At 68.6% G+C, this 19,650-nt stretch carries 18 protein-coding genes and 2 pseudogenes; 10 read left to right on the top strand and 10 right to left on the bottom strand.

The features are described from left to right. Positions 1-61 precede the first annotated feature (61 nt). Entirely contained in the window at positions 62-769 is a 708-nt protein-coding gene (locus ACH4FX_RS31420) for a LuxR C-terminal-related transcriptional regulator (protein ID WP_398484672.1), read from the bottom strand. A 654-nt stretch (positions 770-1,423) separates the two neighbouring features. Here ACH4FX_RS31420 and ACH4FX_RS31415 point away from each other — a divergent pair. Both ACH4FX_RS31415 and ACH4FX_RS31410 read left to right on the top strand, forming a co-directional pair. After that, positions 1,424-2,242: a PIG-L deacetylase family protein gene (locus tag ACH4FX_RS31415; RefSeq protein ID WP_398484670.1), complete on the top strand. Its 819-nt coding sequence runs from the start codon at positions 1,424-1,426 to the stop codon at positions 2,240-2,242. 85 nt (positions 2,243-2,327) lie between these two features. Next, positions 2,328-2,816, top strand: a complete 489-nt coding sequence (locus ACH4FX_RS31410; protein WP_398484668.1) for a hypothetical protein — start codon at positions 2,328-2,330, stop codon at positions 2,814-2,816. Positions 2,817-2,848: 32 nt separating this feature from the next. Here the strand turns inward: ACH4FX_RS31410 and ACH4FX_RS31405 are convergent, their stop codons facing one another. Both ACH4FX_RS31405 and ACH4FX_RS31400 read right to left on the bottom strand, forming a co-directional pair. Then, positions 2,849-3,889: an Lrp/AsnC family transcriptional regulator gene (locus tag ACH4FX_RS31405; RefSeq protein ID WP_398484666.1), complete on the bottom strand. Its 1,041-nt coding sequence runs from the start codon at positions 3,887-3,889 to the stop codon at positions 2,849-2,851. A 141-nt stretch (positions 3,890-4,030) separates the two neighbouring features. Continuing rightward, positions 4,031-4,177 (bottom strand): hypothetical protein, encoded by a 147-nt coding sequence (locus tag ACH4FX_RS31400; RefSeq protein ID WP_398484664.1) that lies wholly within the window; start codon positions 4,175-4,177, stop codon positions 4,031-4,033. Here ACH4FX_RS31400 and ACH4FX_RS31395 point away from each other — a divergent pair. Then, complete coding sequence (locus tag ACH4FX_RS31395) at positions 4,176-5,126, top strand: isopenicillin N synthase family dioxygenase (RefSeq protein ID WP_398484662.1); 951 nt, start codon at positions 4,176-4,178, stop codon at positions 5,124-5,126. The genes ACH4FX_RS31400 and ACH4FX_RS31395 overlap by 2 nt on opposite strands. A 468-nt stretch (positions 5,127-5,594) precedes the next feature. Further along, positions 5,595-6,332 carry a VOC family protein gene (locus tag ACH4FX_RS31390; protein ID WP_398484660.1) on the top strand — a complete coding sequence of 246 codons (738 nt, stop codon included), beginning with the start codon at positions 5,595-5,597 and terminating at the stop codon, positions 6,330-6,332. Between the two features lie 51 nt (positions 6,333-6,383). Here the strand turns inward: ACH4FX_RS31390 and ACH4FX_RS31385 are convergent, their stop codons facing one another. Continuing rightward, the gene (locus ACH4FX_RS31385; RefSeq protein ID WP_398484658.1) at positions 6,384-6,683 is read right to left on the bottom strand and encodes an STAS domain-containing protein; all 300 of its coding nucleotides are present in this window, start codon (positions 6,681-6,683) and stop codon (positions 6,384-6,386) included. A 348-nt stretch (positions 6,684-7,031) separates the two neighbouring features. On the opposite strand from ACH4FX_RS31385, the gene ACH4FX_RS31380 reads away from it, so the two are divergent. The 3 genes from ACH4FX_RS31380 to ACH4FX_RS31370 all read left to right on the top strand — a co-directional run bounded on the left by ACH4FX_RS31380 (position 7,032) and on the right by ACH4FX_RS31370 (position 9,450). Further along, complete coding sequence (locus tag ACH4FX_RS31380) at positions 7,032-7,232, top strand: hypothetical protein (protein WP_398484657.1); 201 nt, start codon at positions 7,032-7,034, stop codon at positions 7,230-7,232. A gap of 428 nt (positions 7,233-7,660) precedes the next feature. Then, the gene (locus ACH4FX_RS31375; RefSeq protein WP_398484655.1) at positions 7,661-8,083 is read left to right on the top strand and encodes an RHS repeat-associated core domain-containing protein; all 423 of its coding nucleotides are present in this window, start codon (positions 7,661-7,663) and stop codon (positions 8,081-8,083) included. Between the two features lie 1,016 nt (positions 8,084-9,099). After that, positions 9,100-9,450, top strand: a complete 351-nt coding sequence (locus ACH4FX_RS31370; protein WP_398484653.1) for an STAS domain-containing protein — start codon at positions 9,100-9,102, stop codon at positions 9,448-9,450. 198 nt (positions 9,451-9,648) lie between these two features. On the opposite strand, the pseudogene ACH4FX_RS31365 reads toward ACH4FX_RS31370, so the two are convergent. Further along, positions 9,649-10,140 (bottom strand): annotated as a pseudogene (locus ACH4FX_RS31365) (transposase); the annotation flags it as partial. A gap of 280 nt (positions 10,141-10,420) precedes the next feature. Here ACH4FX_RS31365 and ACH4FX_RS31360 point away from each other — a divergent pair. Then, positions 10,421-10,729, top strand: a pseudogene (locus ACH4FX_RS31360) (LysR substrate-binding domain-containing protein); the annotation flags it as partial. A 468-nt stretch (positions 10,730-11,197) separates the two neighbouring features. Here the strand turns inward: ACH4FX_RS31360 and ACH4FX_RS31355 are convergent. The 5 genes from ACH4FX_RS31355 to ACH4FX_RS31335 all read right to left on the bottom strand — a co-directional run bounded on the left by ACH4FX_RS31355 (position 11,198) and on the right by ACH4FX_RS31335 (position 15,709). Continuing rightward, positions 11,198-12,100 (bottom strand): ribosome-inactivating family protein, encoded by a 903-nt coding sequence (locus ACH4FX_RS31355; RefSeq protein WP_398484651.1) that lies wholly within the window; start codon positions 12,098-12,100, stop codon positions 11,198-11,200. A gap of 126 nt (positions 12,101-12,226) precedes the next feature. Next, the gene (locus ACH4FX_RS31350; protein ID WP_398484650.1) at positions 12,227-13,165 is read right to left on the bottom strand and encodes a Crystal protein ET79; all 939 of its coding nucleotides are present in this window, start codon (positions 13,163-13,165) and stop codon (positions 12,227-12,229) included. 111 nt (positions 13,166-13,276) lie between these two features. After that, complete coding sequence (locus ACH4FX_RS31345) at positions 13,277-13,549, bottom strand: hypothetical protein (protein WP_398484648.1); 273 nt, start codon at positions 13,547-13,549, stop codon at positions 13,277-13,279. 496 nt (positions 13,550-14,045) lie between these two features. Continuing rightward, entirely contained in the window at positions 14,046-15,419 is a 1,374-nt protein-coding gene (locus tag ACH4FX_RS31340) for a glycosyltransferase (RefSeq protein WP_398484646.1), read from the bottom strand. Beyond that, on the bottom strand, positions 15,416-15,709 hold the full coding sequence (locus ACH4FX_RS31335) for a hypothetical protein (RefSeq protein ID WP_398484644.1): 294 nt from the start codon (positions 15,707-15,709) through the stop codon (positions 15,416-15,418). Before ACH4FX_RS31335 ends, ACH4FX_RS31340 begins: the two co-directional genes overlap by 4 nt. Before the next feature lie 451 nt (positions 15,710-16,160). Between ACH4FX_RS31335 and wecB the strand changes: the two genes are divergently transcribed. Together wecB and ACH4FX_RS31325 are read left to right on the top strand one after the other, a co-directional pair. Further along, positions 16,161-17,345, top strand: coding sequence for a non-hydrolyzing UDP-N-acetylglucosamine 2-epimerase (gene wecB / locus ACH4FX_RS31330; RefSeq protein ID WP_398484642.1), 1,185 nt, complete (start codon positions 16,161-16,163; stop codon positions 17,343-17,345). A gap of 2 nt (positions 17,346-17,347) precedes the next feature. Next, positions 17,348-19,636, top strand: a complete 2,289-nt coding sequence (locus tag ACH4FX_RS31325; RefSeq protein ID WP_398484641.1) for a hypothetical protein — start codon at positions 17,348-17,350, stop codon at positions 19,634-19,636. Positions 19,637-19,650 lie beyond the last annotated feature (14 nt).

Below are 19,650 nucleotides of genomic sequence, written 5' to 3'. Positions count from 1 at the left end.
GGGCCCCGGGGACGGGCCGGGCCCCGGGGCGGGAATCGCCGCGGGGCCCGGTCCGCGAGATTCAGGTGCCGGCCTGTACCTGGAGGCGGGCCTCCGGCCGCGGGTACGGGCCGCTGTTCCGGGTGATCCCGAGGATCAGCATGGATTTCGCCTTGTTCACGGCGTCGATCCGGGAAACGGCGCCCAGCTTTTCGAAAACATTGCTCAGATGACGTTTCACCGTCGCCTCGGTGATGGTGAGACGGGCGGCGATCTGACCGTTGCTCAGCCCCCGGGCCACGTTCTCCATGATTTGCAGCTCACGGGCGGAGAGGCGGGCCGTCGAGGTATGCGGGAGCGCCGCCATGCTTTCCTTTGGTACGGACATGAATATCTGCCCCGGATGGCTGGTGACGCTACGAATCGCGGCGAGCACCTCGGCCCGCCGTAAATTCTTGGTCAGGAATCCGCTCACCCGCAGCTGGAGCGCCTGCTGAACAAGCGCGGGATGATGGAAAGAGGTCAGTACGATGCACTGCGTACGCGGCGACACCCGGTGCATCGCCTCGACACCGGAGACGACCCCGTACGGCTCCGCCCCGTCCAGCAGGACGACGTCCGGGCGCAGCTCACCGGCCATGCGCACGGCGGCCTCCCCGTTGGCCAGGCCGCCGACCACCTTGATGTCGGGCTGGGCGGCCAGCACATCGCACAGCGTTTCCCTCAGCAGGGTCTGATCATCGACGACAAGGACGGTGATGACTTTGTTATCCATTCGCCCCTCCAGCACACAGAAACATTTCTGCATTCTTCGGTCGGACCCGCAGGAAAGCCCGGCTAAAGCCGCCCTGACAGGACAAGCGGAGAGGGAACGATCGAGGAGATGGCGAGCCGCACGGTCAATGCGAGCACCGGCACCGAAAAGGCGGGACCAAAAAGCTTCCCCCGTGTCACCAAAAACACCCCCACGCACCCTTCGGCGAGCAAAAGATTTTGCATATGCCATTTCCAACAGTACATGCTGAAGTGCACACAGAGGCAAGGATTCCGAGGTAAAAAGATCTTCCGCGCCGCATAAAGTAATGGCAAATACCGCGCATTTCGGCGGAACTCGGGGGAGACCGTGGTATAAGTTGGTTGCCTTCCCCGGCGCATCTGCTGTATGAGCCCGCGCGGTCCCATACGGCGGGGGCCGGCACCCGTCACCTCTCGGCGCCGGTCCGGCTACGAGGTGGACGCGGAACTCTCCCCGCCGCCTCACGGCCGCGTCCCGCGCCTGGCCCAGAAGCCCGGTGCCGGCCACCGCGCACAACGGTCCGACCGCGCCGAACGCCACGGGAGCGGGGGCCCCGTACGCGGCAACCGCGCCACCTCCGCTTCCCCCCTTGCAGGGATCGACGGGCTCCCGGCCCACGCCCGGCGCCGGTCCATGGAAGATGGCTGCATGGCGACTGTCGTGGCGTTCCATGCCCACCCCGACGACGAAGTGCTCATGACAGGAGGCACCCTGGCGTGCGCCGCTGCCGAAGGCCATCGCGTCGTGGTCGTCACCGCGACTGACGGCAATACGGGAGAGGCGACCGGCACGGAGCCCGTACGGATGCGCGAACTGCGGGCCAGCTGCGCCGCACTGGGCGTCCACCGGGTCCTCCACCTCGGGTACGCGGACAGCGGCAGGGACGACCCGATGCTCCCCGACCCTCCCGGCCGCGTCCGGTTCGCCAGGGCGGACACGGAAACGGCAGCAGAGCAACTCGCGGAGATCCTGCGGGCCGAGCGGGCGGACGTCCTGCTGAGTTATGACGCCACCGGCGGCTACGGCCACCCCGACCACGTGCAGGTCCACAAGGTCGGCCGTAGCGCCGCCACGCGCGCCTCCGTCGCCCTCCTGCTGGAGGCGACGCTGCCGAGAGAGCCCATCGTCCGGGCGCTGCGCCTGGCATGCCGCCTCGGCCTGCCCCTGCGCCGGACCGCCGAGGCGTTCCGCGGCGCCTACACCCCGCGCGCCGCCATCACCCACCGCGTCGACACCCGGCGCGCCGCCCGTCGCAGGCGGGCAGCGCTAGCCGCACACCGGTCACAACTCCACGGCACGGGCCAGCTGGCTCCGGTGATGCGCTTCGCCCTGCGTCTGCCGGTACCCGTCTTCGGTCTGCTGCTGGGGCGCGAGTGGTACGTGGAACCCGGTGCGACACCTGCGTACGGTCTCCGCTCCTCGATCTTCGCCGAACCATCCCGTCGAACCCGGATCCCTCCCTCGTGAACCGGGTCTACCCCACCCCCGCACGCAGAAAAGGTTCGGCGAAGGCGCGGCGGGGGATCCCCTGTGGGGACCTCCGGGAGGGGACATGCCACAGCAGCTCTCACGAGACGATCTGAAGGAACTCCTGGCCATCGCGCTCAAGGAGTACGAGTGGCTCCGCCGCGAAATAGACCAGCGCGTCGTCGCCCGCAGCCAGCTCATCAGCTTCATAGGCGCGATGGCCGTCCTGGCGTCGGCCGTGGGCACGATCCTGCTCAAGGACGAGAAACAGGGGCTGTCGGGCATCTTCATCGGGGGCATCGGCGCGTTCTTCGTACTCGCCGTCGTCTACTGGCGGACCAGCAACAAGTCCATCATCCGGCTGGGGGCCTACCTTGAGGGGCTGGAAAGCAAGATCAACACACTGACCGTGGAGTTGTACGGAGAAGTCACGGTCGAATGGGAAACCCAGCGCGAGAGCGTACGCCAGCAGTCCCCGAGCTGGCTCATCAGACTCGGCAGCTCCGTCCTCGCCCTCTACCGCAGAGAGCCGATGGCCCGCCCTACGCCGTTCAACCGGGTCGGGCGGCCCTAGAAGTCGTTCGGAGACGTTGGTGACACGCGTCCTCACGATGCGAGCGGGGCGAGGCGTTTGACCTCGCGCAGGGTGGGTGTGGTCTCGATGCTCTGAAGGCCCGGCAGTGGGCCGAGGTTGTGGTCGATGTAGTCGTACAGGTCGGCCGGCGTGCGGAAGATGCCGCTGGCGACGAGGTTGGCGGAGCCGGTGACGGCGGCGGCGAAGGCGATCTCGGGGTGGCTGGCGAGGGTTTCCCCGACGGTACGCAAATGGGCGGGGGCGACCTTCAGCCACAGCTGAGTGCTCATGTGATGGCCGAGCAGCCGCGGGTCGAAGTCGACGAAGAAGCCGAGGGCGCCCTGACCGCGCAAACGGTCGAGGCGGCGCTGGACGCTGGAGGGCGAACGGCCGGCGGCCTTGCTCAGAACGGGCAGGGTGGCACGGCCGTCGAGGGCGAGTTCGGTGAACAGGGCACGGTCGGTGGCGTCGAGGCGGAGCGGGGAGGGGCCTGGGGTGCCGGGGGCACTGGGGGTGCCGGGGGTGCCAGAGCTTCCGGAAGTACGGGGAGCGTCGAATGTGCTGGATGCACCAGACCTTCCGTCCGGGGAGGCCGCCGCAGGGTCGGGTGTCCGGAACCGGGTGGCGTGCCAGGTACTGGTGTCACCGATGAAGATCCGCATCATGCAGTGGGCGCTGATGGACACGACGTGCGGGGCGCGGGGCAATTTACGCAGCAACAGCGCGCTGCCTTCCTCCGCGGTACGCGCATCGAAGGCGCAGTAGAGCTCGGTGCCGCCGGAGGCAAGGGTGACCCAGCTGGTGTCGGGGCGGCGGGCGAGGGCGTGCGCGAGGGTACCGGCCGCCTCGGGGGCGCAGTGCAGGCGCACCAGCCAGCGGACCTGGCCCAGGCGTACGGGGTTGGGTCGGGCGACGATCCGCAGGCCGAGGGTGCGCAGACGACGGTAGCGGCGGGCGGCGGTGTGCTCGGAGACGTCCAGTGCCTGGGCGAGCCGGCTGAAAGGAGCCCGGCCGTCGAGCTGGAGGGCGCGCAGCAGACGCTGGTCGAGATCGTCCGGGCTGCCGGAATCCACCGTGATCCCCCGCTCGGTCGACGGTTCTTTGCACGTTCCAGCGTACGGCTTGGAGCTAAGGCGCAGGCGGCGGAAGGTAGCCAAGCCGGTGTCGGCAGCGGGAGGCAACTGAGCCCGGTGGCGACAGCGGGCGATAGCCAATCACCGTGCCGACAGCGGGGGTTGCCCCGCCCGGCGCCCGAACCCGTCCACTCCACCCTCCTGCATCCGCTCATGCATCGGCTCGAACGTCGGCTCGAACGTCGGCTCGTGCATCCGCTCGTGCAGGGAAAGGAGCAGTGCGCTCATGCACCGTCCGCACGTTCCCGTCATCGACCTCACCCTGTGGTCCGGCCAGGACCGCACCGCCCGGAACCGGCTCGCGGCCGACGTCGACCGCTCCTTGCAGGCCACCGGATTCCTCCTCGTCTCCGGCCACGGCATCGACCGGCAACTGCCGGCCCGGCTGCGCGCGGCAGCCCGAACGTTCTTCGCCCTCCCCACGGAGGCGAAGGCCCGCTATGCCCAACCGGGCGACGGGGGCGGTTGGTACGGCCGCGAGCAGGTCACCACGGCAGCGTCCGAGGGCACGGTGACCCCGCCCGACCTGAAGGAGTCATGGGCGGCCGCCCTGGAGTCCCGTACCGGCCGTACGGATCTGCTGCCCGCCCACTGGCCCGCGGAAGTACCGCTCCTGCGTACGTACGTGAGGGAGTTCGCCGACCGCATGCGCGCGGTGTCCGACACGCTGCTGGAGATCATGGCCACCGCGCTGGGGCAGCCCGCGGACTTCTTCACCCGGCACACCCGCCACCCGCACGGGAACGTCCTCATCAACTGGTACCCGGCCGCAGACGTCATCGGGCCTGCCGCGCCAGGTCAGTTCCGCATCGGCCCGCACACCGACTTCGGGCTCCTGACCCTCCTGGACCGGCAGGCCGGCAAGGGCGGACTCCAGATCCACGACGATACGACCGGCTGGCACGACGCTCCCTGGGCGCCGGGCGCCCTCACCCTCAACATCGGCGACCTGATGCAGCGCTGGAGCGGCGACCGCTGGCGCTCCGGACGCCACCGCGTCCTGCCGCCACCCACCGAAGCCCCGAACGAGGAACTGACCTCCCTGGTGTACTTCCACGCCTGCGCTCCCGACACCCCCATCACCTCGCTGCCCGCGCCCCTCGGCCGCAGGCAGCACGAAACGGTACGCGCCGGCACCTGGATCCGCGACAAACTCCAGGCCATCGGCCCGCAGTAGACAGCGACGCCCTCGCCCTCCACACCTGACTCCCCACATTCGGCTCCACACCCACCGAAGCAGCAACAACCACAGAACCAAACAGAACCCGCCCCGGACTCCACCATGCGATGGGTTCAGCAGACGCGAACACCCCAACCAGCGCCCCTGAACTCACCACGTCCCGGGACTCACCGTGTCCTTGATCTCACCGCGTCCGCGATCTCACCGCACCTCCCAACACGGCCCGCACCCAAGCAACTTCCCACCCATCGGTGTAGAGCGGGCCGCTCCGCCCACGCAGAGCGCTACTCTGCCACTAGAACGCTCCGATCGACTTCTTGAAGCTGTTTCCTGGCTGACAGGGCGCCGCCTTGCGAGGCAGGCGCTGCCTCGCAAGGCGGCTCACATGAAGCCGTCCGCCCTTCCTGTGATCGGCCAGGAACCGCGACAAGCCTCCCAGCCCACTTCGACCATCGAGGAGCCCGCATGGCCAACGAGGTGGCCATACCCCAACTGCCCTGCCGCTCGATCGACGATGTCATCACGTTCTACGAGGCGTTGGGTTTCTCCACGACATACCGGCAGACCCGCCCGAACCCCTACATCGCCATGCGCCGCGAAGACCTGGAGATGCACTTCTTCGCCATCGAAGGCTTCGATCCCACCGACTCCTACGGCGCTTGCGCGGTCTACGTCCCCGACACCGGCGCCCTGCACCGCTCCTTCGCGGACGGCCTGCGCGCGGCGTACGGCAAGGTGCCCGTCTCAGGAATCCCGCGGATCACCGCACCCCGCAAGCGCAAGAACGACGGTCGCCGTACGGGATTCACCATGGTCGATCCGGGCGGCAACTGGATCCGTATCTTCACCGCCAAGGAGACGCCCGAGCCGACCGCTGCGCCGCCGCCCGCGAACAAACTGGCCACAGCGCTGGAAAACGCCGTCGTCCTCGGCGATTCCAAGGGCGACACCGCCCAGGCCGTAAAGATCCTGGACGCGAACCTGGCCCGGGTACAAGAGAGCGCGCACCCCACGGACCTTGTCGAGGCCCTCGTGTACCGCGCGGAACTCGCCCTGCGCCAGGAGGACTCCGAGCAGGCCCGGACTCTGCTCACGCGCGTGCGCGCGATCGCCCTCCAGGACAGCGACCGCGAACGTCTCGCCGACTGCCTGGCCTTGGCCGAGGATATGGCGAAGGACCTCCCCGACGACGTACGGAACTGACCTTCTGCAACATTCGGGCACCGCGCTTTCCCGTGTCCCGACGCGCCGGTATCACTCCTCGATCGCGCCGATCGCGTCGATGCCGGCGTGCCGCAGGGTCCGCGCCACGGCGCGACGCGCGCCTCGGAGGGTGAGCGAGGCACCATCGGGCCGCCGTGAGAGGGCGCGCAGGAGCGCGTACGCACAGGCCAAGTCGATATGGGTCAGCTCATGCATCTCCAGCACCCATGCGTCGGCCTCGCGCAGACGCGGGTCGGCGAACCGAGCGTCGAGCGCGCGGAGCGCGTCGGCGTGCAGCTCACCGCGGAAGGTGAGCACGACTCGACGGCCGTCGACACTGGCGACGGTCACTGATTCCGGGGGTGTTGGGGTCGGGTGGGCCCCGGTTGTCATGACGACCTCCAGATGCATGTGCCCACCTGAGCGGTGCCGTGGCTCACCGGCCGTACGCACAGCGCGGCCTAGCCTCCCGCCACGGCCCTGGTTGGCTCGTTGCCGTAAGCGCTACTTTCTCGAAGACATCACCTTCTCGCCGGGTCGCGACTTCACCCCACCACCTGCCGCACTCTGCACCCGCTGCGCGCCCTCCGAGCAGTTCGGGCAATCAGGATTGCGGCAGGAGCTGAGCTTCCACCGAGGAACGACGACCCCCATGGTCTTGTACCGCGTGGGCACCGCGGACAAGGACCGATGACAGACATGACAGATGCCTCCGGCCTGCGGCGCCGTCGCATACTCATCCCTGTTCATATAAAAACAATAGCTCTTTTTGCCGCCACTTGGCATAATATTTACCAAAACCATACGGACAGGATCGCGGCCACCACGAGAACGACCACGATGACCATCAGGCTGACCGGTGACGGAATCTCCGAGACGCTGCCCCTGAACAGCTTGTGAGACACCTGAAGGAACGGCTCCCTTCCAACGAAGGCGAGGATGAACACCTTCCCCTGCTGAGGTAACAGAAGCAGCCCAGCAGCCCCCCCCCCCCCCGCGACCAGGGCCTTCATCCTGCTACCGCGGCGCTGGGCGGTGGAACAGCCCCTGGGTTGACCGATGGCAGGCCCCATGCCAGCGGCCCCGGACAGAGGGGGACGTGCCGAGGAGGTAACAACACATCTGCCCCGAGGGACCGAGCTGAGTTCCACCACCCGCACCGCTTATCGCCGTCCTGTGCATTGCCGGCGCAGCTCTGACCGCAGCCGCCAGCCTCACCCCGACTCGGCAACACCATCTTCCACCACGGCCCGCTAGCCCCGGCCGGTCAGACCACAGGTGGCACGGACACCGGAATTCGTCCGCGAACCGCGGGCACACTGGGCTCCATGAACCGCCGTGGGAGCAAGGCCTACTATCACCTCGCCGACGCCCTCGGCTCCGTCGTCGGCCTCACCGACGAGACCGGGACGAAGGTCAAGCTACGGCGACAGCCCCGCGGCGTCGCCCGAGCCACCAACACCGAACAGGCACCCCAGCCCTACCGGTTCGTCGGCGGCCACCCGAACCCCACCGGCTTCTACCACCTCGGCGCCCGCTACTACACCCTCGACCTTGGCCGCTTCACCCAGCCCGCCCCCTCCCGTCAGGAGACTAATCTCCGGCTACTGTCGGCTACGGCACCAGTGGCGCATCCGGCGAGGGCGCCGGGACCGGTCCAGGTAGTGGCCACTGCACCGCTCCCGCACCCTCCGGCGGCACCCGCGATGCCTCCGCCGCTGATCGGCACCCCGAACTCCTCCACTAGGTGAGGATGACGCAAGCATGCTGGAAATACTCATAGTGGCTGGCATCGTCGGCGCCGTACTGGGAGTGCTCGGCGTGGTTCTCATACAACGAAAAAGACGTTAAGGGGCAGCAGTCTCATCTCGAAGAGCCCGCGTAGGGAGTGAAGCCCGGCGCCGCCCGGCTCACCGCCATGCAATATTCACCGCCCCGGCGACTACTGCCAGCCTTCCCTCCGCCCGCGACGAAGACGCGTCCCGACCTGGATCGCTTGAAAACCGATCACCACAAAGCCCCACTTCCGGCCATCCGCCGGAAGCAGGGCTTTTCGCGGCGAAGCAATGGCTGCAGCGCTTTCTTCGCAATCCGACTGGATTCCTTGAGCGACCGCCCGACTGCCTGAACGGAAGCGCGGCGGTGTGACCCGGGAAGCGGCTGGAGCCAGGGCGCGGGGAGCCCTGGGAGGGGCGATGTTGGGCTTGTCGTTCCGTCTGGGGTGAGCGCCGGGAACTGCCTGACACCGTTGCGCGGGCAGGACGAGGTCGGTGAAGCGACGCAGCCGGATGATTTGTTCGGCAAGGGCGACGGTTGTGGACCTCTCGACCAGCAGGGCCCCGAGCGCTTCCTCGCCCGGAGTGGCGCGCACCAGGTCTCAGCCCCCGGATTCACCTGTACGTGAGCACCGGCCCCCGCCCCCACGTCGCGCCAGCTTACGAGGAGCGCAACGCAGCGGCGCAGCCGCGCAAGGAGAAGAGCTGGCCCTCACCTAGATACCCAGTTCCCTTCACGCGATGCTGTTCGAATTTTGTCAACAAAAGGCGTCACAAGTTGAAGTGCAGTGGTCAGCAAGATGTCAGGGAGGCGAGGATTCGCACATTCCGTTGATGAACAGACTTTCCGCTGCAGGACGCGGACAACGTCCGTAAGCTGACGTCCCACCGCCAGCGACAAGAACTGGTGCCGGACGTCACCCCCATCAGTCTGCGAGGAGTTGGCAATCTTGAGCGCTTGCTGCCATGTGCCCTGGGAACACTGCCGTGTGGTGGCCCCGGCCGGCGAGTTCGACGTGGCGACAGCACCCGCCTTGCGGGAGCAGCTCGAACAAAGCGATGCTGCGTCTCAGATCTTCCTCATCGCCGACCTGAGCCATGTGACCTTCATGGACAGCAGCGCCCTCACCGAGCTGGAAACCGCCCAGGCCCGCAACGAGGCCGACGGGGGCTGGCTGCGCCTGGTCTATCGCCAACGGGCCATCGGCCAGCTGCTTCGCCTGACGGGGCTGGCTTCGCGTTTCCCCCGCTACGCCACCGTCGAAGACGCTTGGAACAACCGCCCGCTGTCACATACGCACCTTGAGGCCCAACTCACGGCACCGTCAAAGCCTGCCCCGTAACCGCCCTCGCCGACGGGCTTGGTAGAGGCCCGAACACCTAAACCGTTACGCCCAGCTTGCCGTCCACCAGTACGGGCAACTGTCACTACTCTCCCGGTCGGCGATACTCACAGCGGTAACGGACGCCTGTTGTCCCGCCCTCAACAGCACACAGCCGAGGCAAACAGCTGGAGCAAACACGCCTGAAACGTTGTTCCAGTTGGTGGGTTCGCGGTAACTGATGAGCGCTGCGACTATGCCGGCGAAGGCGAGGAAGCGCGCGGCCTTGCGCTCGTAACGGCGGTGCAGACGGCGGCAATCGGCCAACCACGACACGGTTGTCTCGGCCACCCAACGGCGGCGGCCCAGCAGCTGTGAAGACTCGGTGCCCTTGGGTCGGCGATGAGCAGGCGGTTCTTCGACCCCCTCTTGCCGCGGTCGGTCAGGTTCTGTCCGGACAGCAGCGCCTTTTGCCGCCCTCAGGCTGACGGAATCGATCGCGCACCGCGACCAGTCCAGCTCCCCGCAAGCACCAAGCTCGTCGAGGAGGCCCCGGTGGAGCCTGGCCCAGACACGGTCTCGGCTCCAGTGGGCGAAGCGCCGGTAGGCAGTGGGCCGTGCAGGGCCGCAGACCGGCGGCAATTGCCGCCAGGCGCAGCCCAAGGTGGCCATGGTGTTAATCGCAACCAACGCCTCCCGGCCCATCGCCAGCCGGCGCCGGGTGGGTGTCCGGCGTTACCCAGCCCCGGTTATCACGAGGCAGAGCTGGGTAACACGACTTTCCCCCTTGCTGGTCAAAGACGGGCTCTATTCGAGCAAGAGGAGAAGCAGGCTGATCACCCCCACTCCTACCAGTATCGCCGCACTCAACACGGGGTTGACGTAGGGAATATAAGTCGTGATCCCGCCTAGGAGGTCGTTTCATCTGTTGTTTCATTCTGATATGCGGCTTTGATGCGCTGGTGACGGATTGCGCCAGGAGATGGTGTGCCGCGTCTGCCACGACTGGCTCGTACGGACGCTGCGCGCGGCCGGTCACAAGCTCTACGTCGTCCACCAGGCCGACGAGAACCCCACCCTGGTCGCCCTCGTCGCCGCCGGCCTCGGTGTTGCCCTCATCCCCCGGCTGGGACGAGGGCCGCTGCCGGAGGGGGTGGCGGAGGTCCCACTCGATCCGATGCCGGTACGGCGACTGTACGCACTGTGGCGGACGGGGGCGGCCCGGCGACCGGCGATCACGGAGACGGTACGGACGCTGCAGGAACACTGGCCGGCGGTGTCCCAGACGCCCAGGCGATAGGCCGCGGCGGGCTCCCGGGCTCCTCGGCCTCTCCTCCGAGCTTCTCGCCTCCGGCCTACCCGGGCTCGCCGGAAGGAACGACCGACACGGCCGTCGCCGGTAACACCTGATGCACAGTCGGGGAAATGCGGCATCGGTACGACCGAGATAGCCGGAGGTGATCGAACCTGCCCCCCACCTTGACCGGTTCCGGAGGACAAGCCGGAAGGCTGGGACCTGCTGAAGCAGGTTTCCAACCTGCCTCCCGAGTGGCGATGAACCGAATCTTCGGCAGTTCTAGAACGGCCTTTCCCAAGGCGTCCGGAATTCGTCTGCCGTTCGAGATCGGGTCTCTATGGGCGGAGCCTGTTGAAAAACCGCCGCGCCCGGTTCGGGTGCGGCGGAGGCCCACCGGCTGCGAGGTCGGACCGCGGACCGCGAGGAAGCCGGGCGTGGCGCGGTGGCGCCGCGCCCGGCCGTACGGGGGGCCTACTTCTGGGTGATCAACAGCATGGCCAAGTAGCGCGCGCCGTCGCCCCAGTTGTTCAGGTGGGCGTTGCCGAGGGTGGTCGGAGTCGGGTCGGGGACCCTGTTGGCCTCGAACATGAAGTGGGAGCCCTGCCCCCAGTCGTTCTCCTCTTCGACCGCCTGGTCGTTCAACGTGGCCGAACCGCCCAGGCCCTCGCGCACCGTCTCCTCGATGTCGCGGAAGCGGGCAGCTTCGGACGTCACGCCGATCGCCGTGACCAGAGCGGATTGGATGTCGTTCGCCACACCCCCCTGGCGGGCGTAACGGGCAAGGATTGCCAGGCGGCCCGTGAGCCCGGGCTGATTGATCTCAAGGTGCCGTGCCCCGGCATCGCTGTTTCCCAGACCGGGGATGCCGTTCTCATGGCCGCCGTAGTGGCCGGAGTAGGGAAGAGTGGTGCCATGGCGGTTGAGCTGCTGTGCGAGGCTGAACCCGGGGTCCCTGAACTGGACCACGTTCCCCGCGGCGCCGGTGGAGAAGCCGCGCAGGTAGAGATTGCGGACGGACAGGTAGAGCGTGACGCTCTGGTTCTGCGGAAGGCTGACGTTCACGGCGACGATATCGTCGGAGTCCCTCGTCTCCCAGACCGTTCTGTCGCCGGTACCGCGTATCACGACACCCGCAGCGTTGCGCAGTGACCTCATGAACGCCGTGTAGGAATCACGCAGTTGCCTGGGGCTGGTCGAGGTGAGGTCCCACGAGACGTTGAGGGTGCGGACCTGAAGGACGGTGGCCCGGGCAGTATCCGGCAGGGAGACGGCGGCCTGGGCGACGGCCGGCCGGGGCTCGGCAGCCTGGACGGCGGGCGCCGCCGCGGAGAGCAGGGGCAGGCACAGGAGTGCCGCGACGAGGGGCTTGCGCATGGCGGGTGTTCCTCTCAGATGGCTGCGGTGGGGTTCGGTGGGTTGCGGTGGAGCTCGGTGCGGGCGGGAGGAACGGCGGACCGGTGGAGCCGTGGAGCCGTGGACGCGTAGAGCCGTGGAGCGTGCTCAGTTGATCGTGAAGACGACCGTGGCGTTGTTGCCGCCGCCGCCCGACCGGGCGCAGGAGTGCCCCGGAGGCGCCTCACAGCTGTAGGAGTTGCTGCCCGCGAAGGGGTTGTTCCAGCGCAGAATGACCTTGCTGCCGCCCGACATGAGGTACTCGACCCAGCCCTCCGTCCCGGTGGCGAAGCCCTCCGACTCGCTCTTCCACGACGCCCTCTCGCCGGGCTTGATGAGCGAGGGCGGCAGGTTGTTGCCGCTCCAGATCCCGTGCGACAGACCCGCACCGGACCGGACCAGCAGCGTTCCCGTCTCGTTCACGACCTTGACCTGGGTACTGCGCACGGGGGTGACGTCGACGGCTCTCCCGCGCACCTGGTTCGCCGCCAGTGAGGCGGGGCCGCCCGTCAGGCTGAAGGTCACGGTGGCGTTGTTCCCCCCGCCGCCCGACCAGGTGCACTGGTAGCCGCCGGGGGCCTGGCAGCTGTAGGAGTTGCTGCCCGCGTAGGGGTTGTTCCAGCGGATCGTCACGTCCTGGTCCCACGTTCCGGTGATCCGGTACGTCGTGTAGCCCTCGGTGCCGGTGGCGAACCCGCAGGACTCGCTCTTCCAGGTCGCGGTGACGGACCGGGCGACGTAGTCCTGCGGCAGCCCGTTGTCGGACCAGCATCCGTGGGGCAGACCGGACGAGATACGGGTCAGGTGCTGGGAGGTGTTGTTGGTGAAGGCGACACCCACACTGCGGGCGGCTTTGGCGGCGGCACCGGCGGGCTTGGCGGCTGCGTCGGCGGACTTGGCAGTGGCATCGGCGGGCTTGGCAGCAGCCGGTGCGGCCTGCGCGGCGGGGGCGAGGCCCGCCGCGCCGCCGGCGAGTGCGGCCAGGGCGGCGGCCGTGGTGGCCCAGCGGGCCACGGAGCGGGAGCGCCCAGGGGAAGCTATCGACATGACAACACGGTCCTTCTGTGTCGAGGGGCGCGGAGCGGCTCGGTGAACCGCCGCGGTGGATCAGGAGACGACCGGCCGTCCGGCGAGGGTCCGGCCCGGGGCATACGGGGCTCAGTCCACGTACCAGAGGTAATAGGGGCTGCTACTGCTGGAGCCGTCGGCTACCTCGCACTCGTAGCGGCTGTAGAGGCCGAGTCCGATGCTGAGCGACCCCGCCGCGACGCACTGCGAATATCCGGGGTAGGTGCCGCCGAAGACCCGGTAGCCGTTCGACTGGGCGTTCGCGGTGCCCGCGGCGCCTGCGGAGAGCGCCATGACGGCGGCTGCCGTGCACAGACCGGCGGCCAGCTTCCGGGGACGGGTTCCGAGCTTGCGGAAACTCATGGGGCTTCCCTTTCTGCACGCACCGCGACGGGCAGGGGGCCGCCGGAGGTGCCGAGGTGGACGAGAACGGCGCCGAAGGGCGCTGGTCGGGCGCAAGTCGCCGCCGCACCAGCAGCCACCGCATCAGCAGCCGCCGGTCCTGCGGACCGCTTGTACTGCTGCGACCTGTGCTACTGGACGAGCGGGCTCCAGCTTCCCGGGGCCCGCTAACGGCGATCTAACGGTCCACCCGTTAGGCGGCGGTTAGGGCTTTCTCCGAACTAGAGCCGCCCCGTCCGCCGTGTGCGGCGCCCTCGCCGCGATTACGCCTCTTCCCTGCGCAAGCTCCTCGCCGGATGGCGGAAGCTCGGGGCCGGCTCTTGGTCACCGAGGAGACACGCATCAATTCACGGGACCCGCACACCCACCGTGCTCCTGAGCCCGACCGATCGGAAGGCACAACGGAGTCCTATCCGACACCCCGGGCTCTCCCCTGGCCGGCGCCGGAGCGGCAAGGTCAAGCCGCCACCGCGACCGCCCCCTCCGCCTCGCGGGTGGTCTTGGTCCAGCCCGTCTGTCCGCGCACCATGCGAAACAGAGCCCGCCAGGCACACAGGAACGACATGTAGTTCATGACGACGAAGGAGTGGCCCAGCAGTAGCGCCCGTGCCACGCCCACATCCCTGTCCCGGCGCAGGTATGCCCAGGAGGTGACAAGCGCGGGCGCGAAAGTGAGCAAGTACCAGGCAGTGAGGTTGGCCGGCCACTTCAGGCGGGTGGCGTTGACCGCGTCCGCACGCCGGCCGTGCAGCACCAGCACGTTGGGGCTGCGGACGAACCAGATCAGGCAGTACTGAAAGAGCAGCGACCAGGGCAGATCCAGCACCCATGGGACCAGGAGGTAGGCGAACATCTCCAGGGCGGCCAGGTGCCGCATCCGGGGTGCCCGCCAGATCTCTCTCATTCGCCGGATCGCTGTCATGTGGCCCTGGTACCAGCGGGTGCGCTGCCGGATGAGCCGCCGCAGGTCGCTCACGCCTTGCTGGTCGACGGAGGCGTGGGCGGTGGTGCGCAGCCGCCAGCCGCGCACGGCCAGGCTGATGGCCAGGTCCAGGTCCTCGGTCAGCGACTGCGACCAGGGACGTTCGCCCAGTGCGTCGAGCGCGGAGAGGCGGGTGAACTGACCGTTGCCGCCGAGGCTGACGGTGGAGGTCAGGTTGCGGCCGAACTGGGTGACGGCGGCCATCGCCCAGAACTGGTAGTCCTGGAACCAGGTGAGGAAGTTGCCGCGGCGGTTGCGGATGCGTACCCCGAGCTGTACGCCGCCCACCCGGAGGTCGTCGAAGAGCGGCAGGACGTGGCGCAGCGCCCCGTCCGAGAGACGGCCGTCGGCGTCCATGACACAGACGATCGCCCCGGCGGGGTCCTGGCCGCGGGCCGCGACCCGCTCGCGGACCAGCCGGATGCCGTGGTTCAGCGCCTCGCCCTTGCCCTGGCGGGCGTCGGGGGGCTCCCGGCGCAGCACGGCCACCTCTCCTTCGCTCCCGTCCGCCCGTGCTCGCGCTCCCGCACGTTCGGCGGCCTCTCCGGTGCCGTCGTCCGAGCCGTCGTCGATGACCACGACGGTGGTGCGGGGCCCGAGCAGCCCGGTCACCGTGGTGCTGATCACCGACTCCTCGTCGAGGCAGGGGACGAGGACGTAGAGGTGGTGGCGATCGCGGCGGCCGAGGTGCGGGCGGCCGTACGCAGCGTCTCCCTGGACGCGTAAGGCGGCTCTCTGACGGCGCAGTTCGAGGAGCCCGGCCCCCATGGCGAGGGCGAGATAGCTCGCGGACAGGCCGATGACGGTGCAGCCGATGGTGTCGACGGCCTTGAGGAGGACGCGCTTCAACGGTGGCTCTCCAGTTTCGAACGGTCCGCCGAGGACGCTCCCGCAGGGGCGGCAGGAGCCCGGTGCGGACGGCGGGGCGCGGGCAGGCGCGGCTCTCCATTCCCGGGGGCCGGTGCCGCCTGTTCCTTTCCGGTCAGCCGGCGCTGTATCTCCCGCCCCAGGACGAACCCGGCGGGCAGCGCCGCCGCGCCGATCGCCGCGAGCAGGGCGCCGCGCCCGGGCCCCGCTCCCGCCCCGGCCCGGGCCGCCGCCATGCTGCCCACCAGCGGCCAGGTGAATCCCATGTACATGGCGGGGCCGTACCTCCGGGCAGGGATGGGCACGATGCTGTGCGGGGAACGAGGGCCCGACCACTGTCACCCAGAAATCCACTGCTGGCCAGACCCCGAGGCGGCGTGAACGAGGCGGCCGGAGGCTGTTTCGCGCCGACCCGGCACCAAGCGGATTCCCTTACTCTCCAAGCGCACCTGGCCATTTCCGCTTTCCCGCCGCGAATGCTGCACCGATTCGGCCATTCACTCCCGATCCCGGCCGTTGCGCACTGCCCGGCCTGGAGTTAGCTTCAGCGGCGGGCTGAAATCGACGACGTGAGCGACCGGAACGCCTTTCAACTTCCGCGCTTAGACATGATCATTTGTTCTGCTGAGCAACAGGCGGTGATCCAGTGCGCCATTCTTCATTTCGCGCTGCCGTCGGGACGACGGTCAAACTTACCCCGCGACGGACGGAGACCATAGCGCGTTGAGCGACCGACAGCGCATCGCCATAATTGTGGGAACCCGCCCCGAGGCCATCAAACTCGCCCCCGTCGCGCAGGCGTTGAAGCGACAGCGCTGGGCGCAGCCGGTCGTCGTCACCACCGGCCAGCACGGCACGGTGGTCCGCGACACCCTCGCCTGTTTCGGGCTGCGAGCGCAGACGGAGCTGACCCTGCCACCCGGTACGCACTCCGTCACCGAGCTGACGGCCGGCCTGCTGAGCGGGCTGGGCAAAGGGCTGAGCGCGCCCGCGGCCCACGCGGTCATGGTCCAGGGCGACACCTCGTCCGCCCTGGCCGGGGCGATGGCCGGGTTCTTCTCCTCGATTCCCGTGGTGCACGTGGAGGCGGGACTGCGCTCCGGGGATCTGCGCAGCCCGTTCCCCGAGGAGGCGCACCGCCGCATGATCGCCGAGGTGAGCGATCTCCACTTGGCGCCCACCCACGCCGCCCACCGCAATCTCCTGGCCCAGGGATTGGCGGCCGAACGGATCGTGGTGACCGGCAACACCGTGATCGACGCGGTGGTGTCGGCGAGCCGCCGCCCGGCCGTGGAGCATGATTCGGCGTCACCGTTCCATCGCATCGAACGGGATCCCGCTCCGCTGGTTCTGGTGACCGCGCACCGCAGGGAGAACTGGGGCGCGCCGATCCGGCGCATCGGGCGGGCGGTGGCGACTCTCAGCCATCAATACCCGGACGTCAGTTTTGTGGTGGCGGCGCACATGAATCCAATGGTCCGTACCGCGATCGAGGATTCCTTGCGTGATCGCCCCAATGTGTATCTGCCGGGCCCTGTTCCGTACGACGCTTTCGCCCGGATACTGGCTCGTTCCATCCTGGCCATCACGGATTCGGGTGGAATCCAGGAAGAGGCGGCGGCTTTCGGACTGCCGGTTCTGGTGACCCGTGACAACACCGAACGGACCGAGGGGATCAATTCCGGCCTCGCCCGGCTGGTCGGCACCCAGGAGTCGGAGATCGTCACCGCCGCGGAAAAGGAATTCGCCCGCGAGGGCGCCCTGTCGGGTGACGTGAACCGGCCCTTTCCGCAACGCAATCCGTACGGCGACGGGCAGGCGGCCCGGCGCTGTGCGGCCGCCTGCGGCTGGCTCCTCGGCCTGGCGTCCAGGCCGCCCGACATCCCGATGGACCTCCCGAAGGAGTAGTGATGGCGACACCGACTGCCGTGGCCGATGGCACGATCACGACGGTGGCGGGTACCGGCGTGTCCGGTTACGACCAGGACGGCATCCCCGCAACCGAGGCCGCGCTCAACGGCTCCAGGGTCGCCACCGACGGGGCCGGCACGCTCTGCATCGCCGACACGAACAACCATCGGATACGCCAAGTCACCACCGACGGCATCATCCGTACGATCGCCGGCACCGGCACGTCCGGGTTCAGCGGTGACGGCGGGCAGGCCGGCGCGGCACAGATCGCTCAGCCGGTGTCGGTGGCGGTGGGCGGCGACGGAAGCGTGTACTTCGCGACGTGGGGTTCGAGTCGCGTACGCAGGGTGGCGCCCGACGGGGTCATCACCACCTTCGCGGGCGGCGGTAAGGAGACCGGGGACGGCGGCCGGGCCGTCGATGCCGACCTGCGCAACGTCTTCGCGATCGCGCTCGACGGGGCCGGGAACCTGTATCTCACCGAACGGTTCGGCCACAGGGTGCGCAAGGTCGACGCCGACGGCGTCATCCGTACGGTCGCGGGCACCGGCCGAGCCGGTTACGACAAGGACGGTGTCCCCGCCACCACCGCCACACTCGACGGCCCCAAGGGGCTGGCGGTGGACGGGGCGGGAAACCTCTACATCGCCGACACGGGCAACCACCGGGTCCGCATGGTCGCGCCGAACGGCACCATCACCACCGTCGCAGGCACCGGTGACCCCGGGTACATCGCGGACGGCGGGCCCGCGGCCAAGACCCGGCTCAACGCCCCCGAAGGGCTGGCGGTGGACGGCGACGGCAATCTCTACATCGCCGACAGCGCCAATCACCGGGTGCGCCGGGTGGACCGGGACGGTGTCATCACCACGCTCGCCGGCACCGGCACCGGCGGTTACCACGCCGACGGCGGTCCGGCCGACGCCGCGCATCTCTACTTCCCCAACACCGTGGCACTGGACGGAGTCGGCAACCTCTACATCGGCGACGGCGGCAACAACCGCGTGCGGAAGGTCGCCGGGGCGACCCGCTTCGACCCGGCCAGGTTTCCGATCGCCGACCTGTACGGCGCGGCGCTCGCCCCGCACACCGTGCAGCGCGGCCAGGAATTCGACCTCGGAGCCCGGATCAGGAACCGCGGCCCGAACACCGTCGGCGGGGAGAACATCACCGTCGTTCTCACGCTGGCCGACGGCCTGGCCGGCGGCCCGGGCACCAGTGGGCGGCGGCTGACCCGCACCTTCCCCGGCGTGAAGATCATCCCCTACGCCCAGGCTCTGCCCAATGGTTGGGACCACCTCGACGCGCTGTTCCGCGTCAGCGCGCCCGAGACCACTCCCGCAGGCACCTATGAGTGCACCCTGGAGATCCAGTACAGCGGCGAGCTCAGCCTCAAGGACAACACCTTCACCCTCCCTGTGACGGTTGTCGTCCCCCAGGACGTCAGTGACGAGACCGCGCTGGAGATCCGCCAGGAGACCGTGCCCGAGACGCCCCCCGGGCAGCAGACCAAGTTCAACGTCCGGTTCAACTCGCCCACCGGGCAGCCGGTCAATCCCGGTGACATCACCCAGCGCTTCACCGCGCCCACCGGCTTCGTCTTCACCGGCCAGCCGTCGTTCGGTTACTACGCCACCATCCACGGTGTGATCACCGGAAACCTGGACTACCGGATCGAGGGCGCCGGACGGATCCTGATCATCACGGCCAACCCGCACGTCAACACCACCACCAGTGATACGGGGCCGCTCGTCTACACCATCGGTGTCAAAGCCCTCCCCGGCGCCCGGCCCGGCGTATCGGCCGACGGCAGCGCCAGTGTCGGCAAACACGTCCCCATCCAGATCGCCGCCAAGGTCACCGGATCGGCGCAGGACGAGACGGCGCTGCGGCTCACCCAGGAGAGCGTCCCCCAGGCGGCACCGGGCGCGACGGCCACGTTCAACGTGGAGATCCGGTCCCTGAACAACGTGCCGGTCAACCCGGGCACGGTCGTCCAGACGTTCACCGCGCCCACCGGCTTCGCCTTCACCGGAGGCGCCTCCTACGGCTACTACTACGTCAAGCCGGCCGTCACCGGGAACCTGACCACCCGGCTCGAAGACAACGGCAGGACCCTCGTCATCGAGTCCAATCCGCATGTCAACACCGGCAGTACGGACCCGACGGCGCTGCTCTACACGCTCTCGGTGCGCGCGCTGTCCGACGCCAGGGCCGGTACGTACGACGACGGCAAGGCCGTCATCGGCCGCCTGGCGCCCGTACCGCTGGCCGGTCACATCCTCTGACTCCGACAGGAGCG

The organism is Streptomyces sp. NPDC018019 (assembly GCF_044327805.1).
GTDB lineage: Bacteria > Actinomycetota > Actinomycetes > Streptomycetales > Streptomycetaceae > Streptomyces.
The sequence above is the reverse complement of the archived record's forward strand: the minus strand, read 5'-3'. Positions and strand labels throughout refer to the sequence as shown.

Coding starts and splice junctions, on each gene's coding strand:
- ACH4FX_RS31395 (WP_398484662.1), top strand. CDS start 4,176: ATGCACCGTCCGCACGTTCCCGTCATCGACCTCACCCTGTGGTCCGGC.
- ACH4FX_RS31390 (WP_398484660.1), top strand. CDS start 5,595: ATGGCCAACGAGGTGGCCATACCCCAACTGCCCTGCCGCTCGATCGAC.
- ACH4FX_RS31410 (WP_398484668.1), top strand. CDS start 2,328: ATGCCACAGCAGCTCTCACGAGACGATCTGAAGGAACTCCTGGCCATC.
- ACH4FX_RS31375 (WP_398484655.1), top strand. CDS start 7,661: ATGAACCGCCGTGGGAGCAAGGCCTACTATCACCTCGCCGACGCCCTC.
- ACH4FX_RS31355 (WP_398484651.1), bottom strand. CDS start 12,100: ATGCGCAAGCCCCTCGTCGCGGCACTCCTGTGCCTGCCCCTGCTCTCC.
- ACH4FX_RS31380 (WP_398484657.1), top strand. CDS start 7,032: ATGACAGATGCCTCCGGCCTGCGGCGCCGTCGCATACTCATCCCTGTT.
- ACH4FX_RS31400 (WP_398484664.1), bottom strand. CDS start 4,177: ATGAGCGCACTGCTCCTTTCCCTGCACGAGCGGATGCACGAGCCGACG.
- ACH4FX_RS31325 (WP_398484641.1), top strand. CDS start 17,348: ATGGCGACACCGACTGCCGTGGCCGATGGCACGATCACGACGGTGGCG.
- ACH4FX_RS31335 (WP_398484644.1), bottom strand. CDS start 15,709: ATGTACATGGGATTCACCTGGCCGCTGGTGGGCAGCATGGCGGCGGCC.
- ACH4FX_RS31350 (WP_398484650.1), bottom strand. CDS start 13,165: ATGTCGATAGCTTCCCCTGGGCGCTCCCGCTCCGTGGCCCGCTGGGCC.
- ACH4FX_RS31345 (WP_398484648.1), bottom strand. CDS start 13,549: ATGAGTTTCCGCAAGCTCGGAACCCGTCCCCGGAAGCTGGCCGCCGGT.
- ACH4FX_RS31415 (WP_398484670.1), top strand. CDS start 1,424: ATGGCGACTGTCGTGGCGTTCCATGCCCACCCCGACGACGAAGTGCTC.